The following is a 14,485-nucleotide window of genomic DNA, read 5'->3' as shown; positions in this document are numbered from 1 at the left end:
TCCTCCAGATCAAATTAGATTCGTGCTTTTTATTATATGAGTCCGGAGTCAAGAATGCAAGACAAACATTGCATTCTTTCAAAATTTGCGGATACCGTCCGTCCAGCGCTGAATCGATCATGCCCGGCGCGGGCGGATGGCTGTATTTTTCTGGTAAAGCAGAAATAATCCTTCCAATATAAGGTCCGCGCTGTAATGGATGTCATGGGAACAGTGCTTGAGGATCTCCGGCGCGGAGGTACCGGTGGCCACGATAGCCGCCGCAGGCTCCCCCATGTCTGCCTCGATCCGGCTGATCATCCCATCCACCATACTGGCGTTTCCATAGACTACGCCGGAGCGCATCGCAGTGACAGTATTATGGCCCAGCAGCGTCTCCGGAGGCTCGATTGAGATATGAGGCAGCTCCGCCGCCTCTTGAGAGAGTGCCTCTACCGCCACCCGGACGCCGGGCATGATGATACAGCCCTCATAAACGTTCCCCCGGAGCAGGGACATGGTGATGGCCGTGCCCATATCGATGACGATGAGCGGCGTGGGCCGCTGTGCGATGGCCGCTACAGAAGACGCCACGATATCGCTCCCCAACTGGGAGTGGAGATCGGACTTGATGTTCAGACCGGTCTTGATACCGGGACCCATGACCATTGGCCGGATCCCGGTGATGAATTCCGCCGCACCGCAGATCGCCGCCGTCACCGGCGGCACGACGCTGGAGATCATGATGCCTGTGACGGCATCCACCTCCGCCCGGTGGAGTCGAAACACATCCAGGAGACTGATCGCCCAGTGGTCCTGCATGGCGCTTTTATAGGTCGGGAGCACTGAGCGGAATGTCAGGCTCCCGTTGGGCTCGAACAGCCCAATGGTAGTGCTGGAATTCCCTACATCTATCATCAAGATCAAATCCATCACGTTCCTTCCACGCTTCACTATCTGCCTGATCGTAGCAGACTTCCCCTCCTCTGTCAAGGTTTGCGGACAGGAAAAGTCCCCGGTCCATCGCAACGGGCCGGGGACTCTATGCTTTGAGGCGCGGGAGGATCAGCCCTCCAGCTTGGCGCAGATGAGGTCGCCCATCTTTTTCGTGCCGATGGGGGCCACACCAGGCTCTGCGATATCGGCCGTGCGCCAGCCGGCGGCCAGGACCGCATCCACCGCCTGTTCGATGGCGTCAGCCTCAGCGGCCAGATGGAAGGAATAGCGCATCATCATAGCCACCGAGAGGATCGTGGCGATGGGGTTGGCCTTGTCCTGTCCTGCGATGTCCGGGGCGGAGCCGTGGATCGGCTCATACAGGCCGGGCGCGGTGTCACCGATGGAGGCCGAGGGCAGCAGGCCGATAGAACCGGTGACCATACTGGCCTCATCGGACAGGATGTCGCCAAACATATTTTCTGTGACGACCACATCGAACTGACCGGGGGCCCGGACCAGCTGCATGGCACAGTTGTCCACCAGCACATCTTCGTAAGCCACGTCGGGATACTCCGCGGACAGGCGGTGCATCACAGAACGCCACAGGCGGGAGGTCTCCAGAACATTGGCCTTGTCTACGCTGGAGACCTTCTTCCGGCGGAGACGGGCCAGCTCGAACGCGCGGCGACCGATGCGCTCGATCTCTTTCTCGGAGTAAGCCATCCGGTCGGCGGCCTCGATGCCCCGGTCCTCGGTCTCATACTTCTCACGGCGGCCGAAATAGATGCCTCCGGTCAACTCACGGACCATCATCAGGTCGATGCCCTTCTCCGCAGTCTCCTTTTTCAAGGGGCATGCGTCCGCCATGGCAGGGCGAAGCGCGGCAGGACGCAGATTGGCGTACAGTCCAAGGTCCTTGCGGATCGCCAAGAGAGCGGTCTCCGGACGCTGTTCCGCAGGCTTATCAGATCCCCACTTGGGACCACCTACGGCGCCGAGCAGGACAGCGTCGCAGGACTTGCATTTCTCCGCAGTCCCATCGGGGTAGCTCTTCCCCACCGCATCGGTGGCACAGCCGCCCAGAAGGACGTCGGTATAATGGAACGTATGGCTGAACTTTCGGCCCACAGTGTCCAGGACCTTGACGGCCTCGCCCACCACCTCGGGGCCGATGCCGTCGCCCCGGATCAATGCGATCTTATAGTCCATATCAGTCGATTCCTTTCTCGATAGATCGATATATCACTTCGCCAGTCCGCGGGCCTTCAACGAGGAGAGCAGACCGCCGTTGTCGATGATCCCATCGATGAACTCCGGGAACGGCGCGGCATGGTACTGCTTTCCAGTGGTCTCATCCAGGATGAGACCACTCTGGAAGTCCACGCTGACCTGATCGCCAGCCTGGATCTCAGCGGCGGCTTCCGGGCACTCCATGATGGGGAACCCGATGTTGATGGCGTTGCGGTAGAAGATACGCGCAAAAGAGGCGGCGATGACACACTTCACGCCGCAGGACTTGATAGCCAGAGGCGCATGCTCCCGGGAGGAGCCGCAGCCGAAGTTGGCGCCGCCCACCACGATGTCGCCGGGCTGGACGGTGGTGGCGAAGTCCGCATCGATATCCTCCATACAGTGGGAGGCCAAGGCCTTGGGGTCCGGATCGTTCAGATGGCGGGCGGGGATGATGACGTCGGTGTCCACGTTGTCGCCGTATTTATAGACTTTCATGTCATTCTATCCTTTCTGTCTCAGACGTTCTTGCTCAGATAGACCGGGGGTCGGCCACACAGCCGGCCACGGCGGAGGCGGCGGCGACAGCAGGGCTGGCCAGGATGATCTCAGAGCTGACAGGGCCCATCCGGCCCACGAAGTTCCGGTTGGTGGTGGAGATAGCGCGTTCCCCATCGGCCAGAACACCCATATGGCCGCCCAGACAGGGACCGCAGGTAGGCGTAGAGACCGCACAGCCAGCCTCGATGAAGATCTGGACCAAGCCCTCGGCCATAGCGTCCAGCATGACCTGCTGGGTGGCAGGGAGCACGATACAGCGGACGCCCTCATGGACTTTGCGGCCCTTCAGGATCTCGGCGGCCTTCCGCATATCCTCGATGCGGCCGTTGGTGCAGGAGCCGATAACGACCTGCTGGATGGGGGTACCGGCCACCTCGTCCACCGTACGGGTGTTGGAAGGCAGATGGGGCAGTGCCACCGTGGGACGGAGCTCATCCAGATCGATGATGATCTCACGTTCATAGATGGCATCGGAGTCCGCCTCCACAGCCTCCCACTCCCGGTCCACACGGCCCTTGAGATAAGCGCGGGTCTTTTCGTCCACAGGGAAGATGCCGTTCTTGGCGCCAGCCTCGATGGCCATGTTGGCAATGGTGAAGCGGTCATCCATAGAAAGCTCGGAGACACCCTCACCGGCAAACTCAAGAGACTTATAGAGGGCGCCGTCCACGCCGATCATGCCAATCAGATGGAGCACCAGATCCTTGCCGGAGACATAGGGCTGGAACTTGCCCTTCAGCGTGACTTTGATGGCAGAGGGCACCTTGAACCAAGACAGACCGGTGGCCATACCGGCGGCCATATCCGTGGAACCGACCCCGGTAGAGAACGCGCCCAGCGCACCATAGGTGCAGGTATGGGAGTCCGCACCAATCACGGCCTCACCGGGAGCCACCAAGCCCTGTTCCGGCAGAAGAGCGTGCTCCACGCCCATTTGTCCCACGTCGAAGAAGTGGGTGATTTGGAACCGGTGGGCAAAATCACGGGCCTTAGCGCACAGTTGTGCGGACTTGATGTCCTTGCACGGCGTAGAGTGATCCAATACGATGGCGATCTTGTCCCGATCGAACACCTGCGTCAGGCCAGCCTTATCGAATTCGGTGATGGCCACAGGGGTGGTGATATCGTTGCCCAGGACCAGATCCAGCTTCCCCTCGATGAGCTGTCCGGCTTCTACTGAATCGAGCCCGGCATGCTTTGCCAGGATCTTCTGGGTCATCGTCATTCCCATGATGCATTCCTCCTGAATAACCTTTGGTACCTTTCTGTATGGTCAATTATGATAGGATCCTTGCCAAAAGAATGTAAAGTGTGATACGATCTGAGACGAGTCAAAGAAAATTCCATGAAAGGAGCGTTCGACGTGGACATCTGGTATCCCTTGGCAGAGGGCCAGGCTCCCCTGCTCTATGCCCCGGAACAGCTCATCTATCTTCAGGACACGCCTGCAGACCGATTCTACTATATCCTGGAGGGGACGGTGAAGTGCTTCCTCAGCGCCGGCTCCGGTGAAGAGCGGATCCTCACCTATCACCATGCAGGCGACCTTATCGGCGAAGCCGCGTTCTTCGACAAACAGCCCCGGGTATCCTCCGCAACGGCGCTGACCACCTGTTCTCTCATCTCAGTGGATCGGGCGCGGCTCCACACGGTGTTCGCACGGCACCCGGACTTGGCCGTCTCCATGCTGGAGTATCTGGCCCGGACCGTGCGGCTACTGTCCACTCATGTGGACAGTAGCTTCCTCCAGGCAGATCAGCGGATTGCACGGCATCTCCTCTCCCTGCGGCCGACCGGCCCGGACGGTGTCATCCACTGCACCCATGAAGAGATCGGTGCATCAGTAGGGGTCAGCCGAGTGACTGTCAGCCGGGTCATCGGTGAGTTCGTCCGTCTCGGCTGGATCCAGACAGGCTACCGCTCCATCAAGATCCTCTGCCCCAGAGAGCTGGAGCATCTGGTGGAACGCACAGTGGAGCGCTGAGGCTTCACGTCTCCGTGCCCTCCTCAGGCTCCTCGTCGATCTCGCTCTCCGCCCCCCCTGCGGTCGGGAGAGCGGCGCGTACCGCCTCATCATTGCCCAGGAAATAGTCCTCGATCAGCGCCCAGCGGGAGGCATCGTCCATTTCCGCCTGGAAAAACGCGGTCAGGAGCTTGCGGCTGTCCTCATGCTTCCGGTGGAGCTCAGTCAGGATGCCATTGCTGTACTTGCCACCGGCCAGACGGCGGAGCTTCTCCGGATCGTTGATACGGACGAACAGCTCGGCCGCCTCGCCGCCCTGGAGCTCATAAGAGGCCAGCCCCATGATCTCCATCAGCTTCAGGATCGGCAGGAGCATGATGGGGCGTTTGGCGGGATCCGGGACGAAGGAGCTGAAGCTCCCGGTCTCCGGATCTGGCTCACACTGGCCCAGGAGCCGGAGCATATAGTCCTTCAGGGTCGCGTGGCTGCTGGAGATCCGGTACTCCGTCCCGCCGGCCTTCCCCTTTTGCTTCCTGCGTTGGAGCACCTTCATACTGCTTCTGGCGGCGTTGAAGGAGGCCCGTTCATCCACCTCCTGTGTCATCATAGCCAAGAGCAACGTGACCTGCGCATCCGTCAGCTCCTGATCTGGACGCAGCTCGTTCAGCTCCGCCCGGAAGGTCTTCTCATCGAACGTCTTCTTCTCCCCCAGCTTATGGCGGGTGAACACGGCTAGGATGTCATCCAGCAATCTGGTGACTTCCTCCTGCACCTTGTCGAACGGATCGTGATAGTGGACCGTGACCCGGATCCGGGGAGAGAGATGGCTGTCCACCTTCCGGTCCAGACGCTCATTGAAGAACTGATGCTTGAAGGCGGCAAATGTCAGGTGAGGGAACCTGGCCTCCCACAGGTCGCCCATCCGGACCCGATAGACTTCGCCCACGTTGCGGATATAGACCTCAGAGGCCCGGGAGGAATTTCCAGTTGGGACAAAGCGGTCCTTCACCTTTCCGCAGGGTGCGGCGTATTCGCCGAACTCTTTCTGGAATCGGTCGGTCAGCTCCGGCGGCACATTGACGAAATTCTCCGTCAGCATGAGCCGAGGGCGCACCACCAATACCGGGAAACCGTATTTGTTTTTCAGATCCTTGGCCAGCAGGAGCAGGCCGTTCTTGGTCTTGTTCTCCGCCTCGGACTCCTGGAACAGATAAGCGAAGGAGTCCGGAGCCAGGAGCAGGTTGCGGTGTTTCTTGGCATCGTAAATATCCACCAGCTTTTGGAGCATGGACTTGAGCTGTTTCTGCTTCATCTCAGAGAGCCCATTCAGTGTCCGCACATAGCGGATATCCTGCTTGAAGTAGTCCATATGGGCCGTGCCCACAGCAGACGGATCCCGGGCGGCGCGGCCGATCTCCTGTACATAGTCGGAGAGTGTCCCAGTAGGCGCGAAGTGGATCACATGCTTGATATCCTTCACGTCTACGCCCATACCGAACGCTTTGGTGCAGATCAGGCCGAGGGCAGTACCATCCCGATACTCCTTCTCGATCAGCTTTCGCTCCTGAGCCGTCACCCGGCTGTGATAACGGCGTACCACCCGGCGCATTTTGGCATCCAGCATCACATACAGCCCCTCGACTTGGGTCCGGAAGGGACAATAGACCAGTGTTTTCTCCCGTTTGCCCACATATTCGATCAGGCGGTCGATGACCAGCTTCTGCTTGAGGGACTCCACCGTGACGCCTGCCTCCGGGAGCTCCGGTCTGGTGATGTCGAAGGAGATGTCCTCCCGCTTGACACTGCCCAGATGGATGATCGGCGCATTCAGATCCAGCTCCCGGATCGTATCGTTCACCATATCCTCCGGTCCGGTGTACACGGCGGTAGCCGTCAGACACATGACCGGGAAGGGCGTCCGGTCCCTTCGGGCCTGCCGCAGGAAGTCGCCCAGATACCAGTAGTCGGAGCGGAAATCCCGGCCCCAGGAGGTGACGGTATGGGCCTCGTCGATGACCAGCAGTCCCAGCCGGCGGTCGCCCAGGATCGCGTCCAGCCCAGAGGACAACAGGAGCTCCGGGGCCAGATAGACGATGGACCGCTTCCCGGACTGGATCTCCTCAGACCGCTGCTGCCGCTCTTCATAGGTCAGTGTGGAGTTCAGATAGGTGGCCAGAGCGCTCCCATGCTCATCCTCCAGTTGAGAGACCTGGTCGTTCATCAGCGCGATCAGCGGAGAGATGACCAGCGTGACCGCCTGACAGCGCTCCGCCAGATAGAGGGCCGGAAGCTGGAACAGCAGGGACTTGCCCGCTCCGGTGGGGGCGGTGATGAAGATGTCCCGGAACTCCTCTTCCGCTTCAGCACGCTCGCACTGATCGATGACTTCGCTGACCAGTGCGCCCTGAGAGATCTCCACCGTCTCCTTCGATGTGGCCGGTGCCCGGTAGAAATGCAGATCGCGGAAGGATGCATTGGAGCCCCAGTGATGTTTCAGCAGTTCCGTGACTGCCTTTGGGATGAAGATATCCGCCGCGGCATCGCCCTCAGCATCCTCGTCCTCCTGAGAGAAGGGGATGTCCAGCGCGGTCAGTGCGTTCCTGAGGCTGGCCGCCAGACCGACATCCCCCTCCTGCCGACCGGTGAGGAGATGGACAGGTGCTCCCTCCCCTTCCATCACCCGGAAGCGGTACAGGAGGTCCTGCTTCGTATCCAGACGGAGGTCGTCCCCCTGGGGCTCCGGCTGGGACTTGGGCTCCGCTGCCGGGAAGAACGCGATCGGTTCGACGCCGATGTCCTTGTGTACATTTCGGGGACAGACTAGGACATGGCTCTCATCCAGCGGCATCGGGTCGCTGTAATACTGGGCCAGGAGGTCTGCGGCCTTCTCCCCGCTGCCTGCCTTTTCAGACTTGGTATCCCGCAGGAGGATGGCTGTGTCGGCGTCGCTCATACAGCTCGGGACGGCATCCCCGAACAGATCGTTCTCCACTACGATCACCGGACCACCCAGGAGCGCGGACGGGTCGCTGACCACCGAGCAAAGAGCGATCAGCTCTTCATAAAAGCCGACCAAGACCCCGTCCACAGAGGTCAGCCGCTGGACCAGCGCCCGCTTCTGTCCTTCCAGAAAAGTCAGGTCTACCCCACCGTCCCGGATGAGCGCCGGGTCCGGAAGCAGGCTGGCCGGATGTCCGATCAGCGTCTCGATCTGCGCGGGCAGGAACCCGCGAAAGAACAAAAGCGCCGGGGCTTTCTGCCCGGCGACCAACTCTTCCAGCCGTTTCTTGAAAAATGAGTCAAAGGATCCCATAGGTTCCATCCTCTCTCCTTGATATCTCGCACGGCGCTCCAGGAGCCGCACGAATTCCTTGCATCTGATATCATACCACATTTTTCATGGCACAACAATGAAAAATGGTCCGCTGATCGTCTGAGAAGATCCGTCAGAACATCCTCTATTTTGTCTATGGAGCAGCATGGCCCCGCACAGGTCATTCCAAAACGAATCGTTTGACGATCGGCTCCGGATACGCTATAATAGCACCTGCAAGTAAGCTGGACAGCCGCGCGGACGGGGCGAAAGGCCCGTTCGTGAGGAAAGTCCGGGCTCCACAGGGCAAGGATAACGGGTAACACCCGCCGGGGGCGACCCTAGGAAAAGTGCAACAGAGATAGACCGCTGTCGGATGGTCTCCATCCGGCAGTAAGGGTGGAAAGGCGGAGGCAAGAGCCCGCCCGATGGCGTGGAAGCGTCCATCGCTGTAAACTCTATCCGGAGCAACGCCGTGGAGGGACATATGGTCGGCCCGACCGTCCCAGGGAGGCGGCTTGAGCGTATCGGCAACGGTGCGTCGAGATAGATGGCTGTCTTAAAGGACAGAACCCGGCTTACAGGCTTGCTTGCATATTTGGCCGTCCGGAGCACAGCGCTCCGGACGGTCTTTTCTTCTTTACACCACTTGAAGTTGTGCTTTGCGTTAAACCCATCACTGCCTTCTTCATAACAATATTGTGCGAACGATTTTAGAGACTTCAGCAGTCCATTGACGTAAGTCCCTTTCCTCCCGTTTTGCGACATATACCCAGCATATTTCTTTACGACGCCTGATGTTGCCTCTTCCATATCTGAGATGTGCATCTCTCCCTCACAGAAGCACAAAAAGAGATTGAGACTAGTCCGATGCCCCTTGATCGTTTTCGGGGTATACTTTCTAATCTCAATCTCTATCAGGTAGTCTTTGATCGCGTTTTCAATGTTCATGATGACCCTCCATGTATAGCACAATAGAAGGTATCATGTACATCATCGCTCATCGGGATTTCACTTTACTCAGCCAAATCCGATTGATGAAAAAGTTTCTTTTTTTGACGATTCAATCCTATTTCGGCAACATCTTGCCGTATTTACTCCTGTTCCCAGTTATGGTACACGTTCTGGACATCGTCATTTTCTTCCAGCAGGTCGATAAGTTTCTCCATGTTCTTGATATCGGCCTCGTCGGTGAGCTTGACGTAGTTCTGGGGGACCATCTGCACGGAAGCCTCCAGGAAGGTATAACCCTTCTCCTCCAGCTTGGGCAGGACCTCGCCGAACGCCTCGGGAGAGGTATAGATGGTGAACACCTCATCCTCTGCCTGCATATCGTCGGCGCCGCAGTCCAGTGCGTCCATCATCATGGTGTCCTCGTCCAGATCCTCGCGCTCGATGACGATGACGCCCTTCTGGTCGAAGCACCAAGACACACAGCCGGTAGCACCCAGGCCCTTGCCATACTTGTCCAGCAGATGGCGGACCTCCGGGGCGGTGCGCTGACGGTTGTCGGTCAGCGCGTCCACGATCACGGCCACACCGTTGGGGCCGTAGCCCTCATAGACGACGCTCTCGAAGTTGTCGGTATTGCCCGCGCCCAGCGCCTTGTCGATGGTGCGCTTGATGTTGTCGTTGGGCATATTGACCGCCTTGGCCTTGGCGATGACGGTGGCCAGACGGGAGTTGTTGGCAGGATCGCCGCTGCCGCCCTGCTTGACCGCTACGATCATCTCGCGGGCGATCTTAGTGAATGCCTGAGAACGCTTCGCATCCGCAGCGCCCTTGGTCTTCTGGATATTATGCCACTTGGAATGTCCTGACATTGGATCCGTCTCCTTCGATAAGAAATAAGCTAAAATATTTTACCATAAAGGGCCGGAAGGTGCAACCCCTTACCAGCCGAAAACGGGGCCTATCGCCCCAGCAGCAGGTCACTCCGCCCCGCCGCTCTTGGCCAGGTAGGTGAACACCTCTTTGTGTTCTTTGGTCTGTACGACCTCCAGCTCCGGGAAGGCCGTCTTGAGCCGCCGCTCCAAGATGGGGCAGATCACCTGTTCGGTGGGATAATGGCCAGCATCGATCAGGTTGACGCCCATAGCTTTGGCGTCCAGAAAACCGTTGTACTTCACATCAGAGGTCACGAACGTGTCACAGCCCATCCGAAGGGCATCCGCCAGCATATCGCCGCAGGCGCCGCCGCCCACCGCCACACGCCGGACCGGGCGCCGGGCATCTACATAGCGTACGCCGTTGGCATCCAGCGCCTCCTGTACGAAGCGGGCAAAGGCTGGGGCGTACATGCCGCTCCCCTCTCTCAGACCGATCCGGCCCACGCCGTAGGTCTGGCCAGAGGCATCCGTCCCCTCGGGGCGGAGCATCTCTACCTGCGTCAGGCCCAGACGGCGGGCCAGGGCGTCGTTGACACCGCCGGACACCGCATCCAGGTTCGTATGGACACAGATCGCAGCGATCTTCTTCTCCGTGAGGGCCAGCAGAGTCCGCCCCACTGGATCTCGATCTGTGATGCTGCGGGCAGGATGGAAGATGACCGGATGGTGGGAGACGATGAGCTGAGCGCCCACCGCGGCCGCCTCCTCTGCCACCTCCTCGGTGATGTCGAGAGAGACCAGGACCTTCTTCACCGATGCCTCTCCGTGCCCCACCAGAAACCCTGCATTGTCGAAGTCCATCTGGATCGCGAATGGGGCAACACTGTCCAGATAGGCGTAGATATCATTGACTTTGATCATTTCGTTTCCTCCTCCTGCATAGCGATGAGGCCTGTGCGGACCTGCTCCAGCTCGTCCTTCCATGGGATATCTTCCGGGCGGGCAGACTGGCGGATCCCCGTCAGCGCACGCTCCACGCGCCGGAGCAGATGGGCCAGCAGAGTGGGCCGGAGCGGGTCGCCGGCGCAGGTGTCCTGCCGTCCCGCCCAGCATTCTGCCGGGCTCAGAGGCGGCATCTCTCCGTGCCCAGCCTCTATGACAGTATAGATCGTCTTGCCCTCCTGGCAGAGCCGTTCTTTCCGGATGACATAGCCCGCTTTCTGGAGCCAACTCCGCAATTCAGGAAGTGCGCTCATGGGCTGGAGCAGGAGCCGATGTTCCCCCAGCTTGGTCCAGGGCGCGGCTCCCAGGATCGCGGCGATGGTCTCGCCGCCCATCCCGGCGATGGCAATGGTCTCTGCCTCTTCCGGCGCGACCCGGTCCAGCCCATCACACAGCCGGAAGGAGATCTTGTCTGTGACGCCATAGCGCTCCGCCGTCTGCCGGGCCCGATCCAAAGGTCCCTCCCGCAGATCAGACGCCACTGCGCCAGAGATGATCCCCTCCTGGATGAGATAGACCGGCAGATAGGCGTGGTCGGTCCCTACATCTGCGAAGCGGGTCCCGGATGGTACCAACTCTGCCACCGCCCGCAGTCTGGGCGAAAGTTCGATATGTTTCAAGGGCGGCACCTCTCTTCTCTCATGATCGAAAAAAGAGCGGCAAATGCCGCTCTTTTTTCATGGGACGCCTTACTGCTCGGCGGCCTCGATCTGCTCGTTGATGGCGTTCAGAAGCGCCTCGACGTTCACACCGTGGACCATGCAGGCCTCCTCGACGGTCTCGCCGCGGGAAGAGGGGCAGCCAAGGCAGTGCATACCGATAGACATGAACAGGGGCGCAGTCTGGGGCGCGATGTCCAGGATGTCGCCGATGATCGTATCCTTAGTGATTTTAGCCATGATGGTAGACCTCCATGAAAATGAATGATGCAAGGATAGTATATCCTATCTATCCGCATTTTTCAACATCGGATCATATGGATGGCCCATCTTTTTTCCGATCCGACTCATCGCGCGGGATATCGGGTCTGCATGGAACGGAGCTGACGGATCGTCTGTCCGCACAGCTCCGTATAAAATTTCAGATATCGTTTTTTGAGCTGGCGCACCACCCGCTGTCCCTCTTGAAAATCGTTCCAGCGGCGGCAGATCTTATGGCAGCCAACATGATAGTCCGGGCAGCAGTCCTGACAGGGAAGCATGAGACGTCTCCTTTCCTGATGGCGGGTATGGACATGAGTACGCCTTCAGGATAACAGATGCCGGTCCTCCCTGCTATCGATCCTGCGTAAAGGTCCCGTAATGGTCCGGTCAGGAAGTTCCTCCCTCCCCCGCAGTCTCAGGGCCGGACATGCTCCAGTCCGAAAACATACATCGGACGACTGTATGCCCATCCACGCTCACTTCGCCCTGGAGGAGCGCCCGGTCCCGCGGGTCGAACCAGAGCTGGTATTCGGTGCCGCTTCCGGCAGAGACATCCGGATCCCGGATCACCATGTGGAGGGCCTGCCCCCCTGCCTCCTCCGTGCCCTCCAGGGCAGTCTCCGCCAGATAGCCCTCCCGTACCGCGGCGAGGAGCGCTGGGACAGCGTCCATAGGGCTCAGCCCCGCTGGATCGAGGGGACCGGTCTCTACTCGGATACCATCATACTCCAGGGTCGTCTCACCGGCCCGGATATGGGCGGAGACCCCCGCCGCCGCCTCTGGTGCGGTGAGCATCAGGACCGTCTCACCAGCCCGTTCATAAGAGAACGTCAGGCCGTACTCATAGACTCGTTCCCCGTAGTCGGCCGTCAGATCCACTGTGGCGGAACAGCGTTCCATCGCCAGATAGTCCGTCCGGATCTCCAGGGCGGTCTCATCCGCCTCAGCGCCGGACGGACTGCCGCAAGCAGCGAGCGATAAGCACGATGTGACGATCAATATAGACGACATCCGCAGACAGCGCATGGCGGTCCCCCCTCTATCCTGTTCTCAGTCGTCAGGAGGACCGCCGCACACGTCACAAGGTCCTGGAACGCCTCTCACATTCCATCAAGACCTGAGGCAGACGCTCAATGAGGTCTGTGGGCGCCATGCTATACTCGCCTAAAGTCTCCGCGCACAGATCGCCAGCCCGGCCGTGGATCCACACCGCCATCGGGACCGCTTCTCGCTCCGGGAACCCCTGCCCCAGCAGAGACAGGATGATGCCGCCCAGGACATCTCCGCTCCCGCCCACAGCCATGCCGGGATTCCCGGTGGTGTTCACGTAGGCAGTGCCGTCCGGGAAAGCAGTGATCGTGCGGTGCCCCTTCAGAACGATACAGCAGTCCAGCCGTCTGGACCGCTCACGGGCCGCCGACAAGCGGTCTCCTCCGCTCAGGTCTCCGCCCAAGCGGGCGAACTCACCGTCATGGGGCGTCAGGATCGTGACCCGGCCACGGCGCTCCTCCAGCACATCTATATGCCCCTCTAGCGCATTTATGCCATCGGCGTCCAGGACCACCGGCGCCGCCGTAGTCCGGAGGAGCCGCCGGACCAGCTCTGCCGTCTCACTGTCCCGGCCCAAGCCCGGTCCGATCAGACAGGCATCCGCAGGCCGGAGCATAGCCTCAGCCTGATCGATGCCCGCCAGCGTGAGCATCCCATCCGCACCGGCAGGGAGCGCACGTGGCATGGCGGTCTCCAGCTTGGCCGCCACGATGGGCCATATGGGCTCCGGGACACCGAGAGACACCAGTCCCGCTCCCGAACGGACTGCCGCCCGGGCTGCCAGTACAGGGGCCCCAGTATAGCCCATCGCACCGCCGATGATCACATCTCGGCCGAAGTCGCCCTTATGGGACTCACGCGGTCGTTCAGGCAGACGGACATCGTTCCCGCAGACCGAGTAGAGACCGCTCTCCACTCCGTGGACCAGGTCCAGCGGGATGCCGATCTCCGTCACGATCAGCCGACCGGTACAGAGGTCTCCCTTCCCCAGAAAGTGACCGGCCTTGGCCAGAGAGAAGGTCACGGTCACGTCCGCCCGGACCGCGTCGCCCAAGATACGGCCGGTATCGGCCTCGACACCGCTGGCGATATCGGCCGACACCACAGGGATATCGCAGGTGTTCATCATCTGCACTGCCGTCAGAGAGTCGCCCCGCAGATCTGTGTTCAGACCGATGCCGAAGAGGGCGTCCACCATCACATCGGCATCCAGACACCACTGGACGAAGGCGGGATCCTCCGGCCGGAAATCCTCCAGATGGCCGCCGACAGACTCCAGCCGCCGCTCCATCTCCCTGTTGTCCGGGGTCATCTTCTCTCGCCGCCCCACCAAGACGGCCCGGACCTCCATGCCCCGTTCCAGGAGCTGGCGTGCGGCGGCCACGCCGTCTCCGCCATTATTGCCCGCGCCGCAGAAGCAGATGGCCCGTCGAATGCGTCCCTCTCGCTCCGGTCGGGTCTGGGCCGCCAGGAAGGCAGCCTCCGCCACCGCCTGTGCGGCGTTCTCCATGAGTCGTGTCGAATCGATACCGCGGTCCTGGATAGCGGCCCGGTCCATCTCCCGCATCTGTCGGGCTGTCGCGATCTTCATGTCCGATCTCCTCTCCCTCCAAGACATGCCCTCCTGCAGATGCGCAGGAAGCGCTTTGCATGAGACCTGTTTTCGTCTGCTATTCTAGCACCCAGACCACAGCTT

Annotated in this window: 13 protein-coding genes, 1 other RNA gene and 1 pseudogene; 2 read left to right on the top strand and 13 right to left on the bottom strand. The window is 60.2% G+C overall.

From position 1 onward, the window contains the following. Positions 1 to 117: 117 nt before the first annotated feature. The 4 genes from KQI12_RS03995 to leuC form a co-directional block, all read right to left on the bottom strand. Positions 118 to 912 (bottom strand): type III pantothenate kinase, encoded by a 795-nt coding sequence (locus tag KQI12_RS03995; protein ID WP_253290793.1) that lies wholly within the window; start codon positions 910 to 912, stop codon positions 118 to 120. Between the two features lie 132 nt (positions 913 to 1,044). Further along, positions 1,045 to 2,127, bottom strand: coding sequence for a 3-isopropylmalate dehydrogenase (gene leuB / locus KQI12_RS03990; RefSeq protein ID WP_216570757.1), 1,083 nt, complete (start codon positions 2,125 to 2,127; stop codon positions 1,045 to 1,047). Positions 2,128 to 2,160: 33 nt separating this feature from the next. Further along, positions 2,161 to 2,646: a 3-isopropylmalate dehydratase small subunit gene (locus KQI12_RS03985; RefSeq protein WP_216570756.1), complete on the bottom strand. Its 486-nt coding sequence runs from the start codon at positions 2,644 to 2,646 to the stop codon at positions 2,161 to 2,163. A 34-nt stretch (positions 2,647 to 2,680) separates the two neighbouring features. After that, positions 2,681 to 3,940 carry a 3-isopropylmalate dehydratase large subunit gene (leuC, locus tag KQI12_RS03980; protein WP_216570755.1) on the bottom strand — a complete coding sequence of 420 codons (1,260 nt, stop codon included), beginning with the start codon at positions 3,938 to 3,940 and terminating at the stop codon, positions 2,681 to 2,683. Positions 3,941 to 4,054: 114 nt separating this feature from the next. Here leuC and KQI12_RS03975 point away from each other — a divergent pair, with 114 nt between their 5' ends. Beyond that, on the top strand, positions 4,055 to 4,693 hold the full coding sequence (locus tag KQI12_RS03975) for a Crp/Fnr family transcriptional regulator (RefSeq protein ID WP_216570754.1): 639 nt from the start codon (positions 4,055 to 4,057) through the stop codon (positions 4,691 to 4,693). Positions 4,694 to 4,697: 4 nt separating this feature from the next. On the opposite strand, the gene KQI12_RS03970 is transcribed toward KQI12_RS03975, so the two are convergent. Next, positions 4,698 to 7,985, bottom strand: a complete 3,288-nt coding sequence (locus KQI12_RS03970; RefSeq protein ID WP_216570753.1) for a DEAD/DEAH box helicase — start codon at positions 7,983 to 7,985, stop codon at positions 4,698 to 4,700. 237 nt (positions 7,986 to 8,222) lie between these two features. Between KQI12_RS03970 and rnpB the strand changes: the two genes are divergently transcribed. Next, an RNA gene (gene rnpB, locus KQI12_RS03965) (RNase P RNA component class A) lies at positions 8,223 to 8,582 on the top strand. Positions 8,583 to 8,678: 96 nt separating this feature from the next. Here rnpB and KQI12_RS12765 read toward each other — a convergent pair. The 8 genes and pseudogenes from KQI12_RS12765 to KQI12_RS03925 all read right to left on the bottom strand — a co-directional run. Next, positions 8,679 to 8,936 (bottom strand): annotated as a pseudogene (locus KQI12_RS12765) (site-specific integrase); the annotation flags it as partial. 143 nt (positions 8,937 to 9,079) lie between these two features. After that, complete coding sequence (locus KQI12_RS03955; protein ID WP_216570752.1) at positions 9,080 to 9,808, bottom strand: YebC/PmpR family DNA-binding transcriptional regulator; 729 nt, start codon at positions 9,806 to 9,808, stop codon at positions 9,080 to 9,082. 108 nt (positions 9,809 to 9,916) lie between these two features. Next, positions 9,917 to 10,735: a Nif3-like dinuclear metal center hexameric protein gene (locus KQI12_RS03950; RefSeq protein ID WP_216570751.1), complete on the bottom strand. Its 819-nt coding sequence runs from the start codon at positions 10,733 to 10,735 to the stop codon at positions 9,917 to 9,919. Beyond that, a complete protein-coding gene (locus tag KQI12_RS03945) occupies positions 10,732 to 11,445 on the bottom strand; it encodes a tRNA (adenine(22)-N(1))-methyltransferase TrmK (protein ID WP_371817946.1) in 714 nt (237 codons plus the stop codon). Before KQI12_RS03945 ends, KQI12_RS03950 begins: the two co-directional genes overlap by 4 nt. Before the next feature lie 60 nt (positions 11,446 to 11,505). Next, positions 11,506 to 11,715 (bottom strand): DUF1858 domain-containing protein, encoded by a 210-nt coding sequence (locus KQI12_RS03940; RefSeq protein WP_216570747.1) that lies wholly within the window; start codon positions 11,713 to 11,715, stop codon positions 11,506 to 11,508. A 107-nt stretch (positions 11,716 to 11,822) separates the two neighbouring features. Further along, positions 11,823 to 12,017 (bottom strand): hypothetical protein, encoded by a 195-nt coding sequence (locus tag KQI12_RS03935; protein WP_216570745.1) that lies wholly within the window; start codon positions 12,015 to 12,017, stop codon positions 11,823 to 11,825. Between the two features lie 109 nt (positions 12,018 to 12,126). After that, complete coding sequence (locus KQI12_RS03930) at positions 12,127 to 12,750, bottom strand: hypothetical protein (protein ID WP_216570744.1); 624 nt, start codon at positions 12,748 to 12,750, stop codon at positions 12,127 to 12,129. 67 nt (positions 12,751 to 12,817) lie between these two features. Beyond that, entirely contained in the window at positions 12,818 to 14,380 is a 1,563-nt protein-coding gene (locus KQI12_RS03925; protein WP_216570743.1) for an NAD(P)H-hydrate dehydratase, read from the bottom strand. Between the last annotated feature and the right edge of the window lie 105 nt (positions 14,381 to 14,485).

The sequence above is a fragment of the Pseudoflavonifractor sp. MSJ-37 genome (assembly GCF_018917965.1).
Classification (GTDB): domain Bacteria; phylum Bacillota; class Clostridia; order Oscillospirales; family Oscillospiraceae; genus Pseudoflavonifractor_A.
Note: the sequence above shows the minus strand (reverse complement) of the source record. Positions and strands in the feature narration are given on the sequence as shown.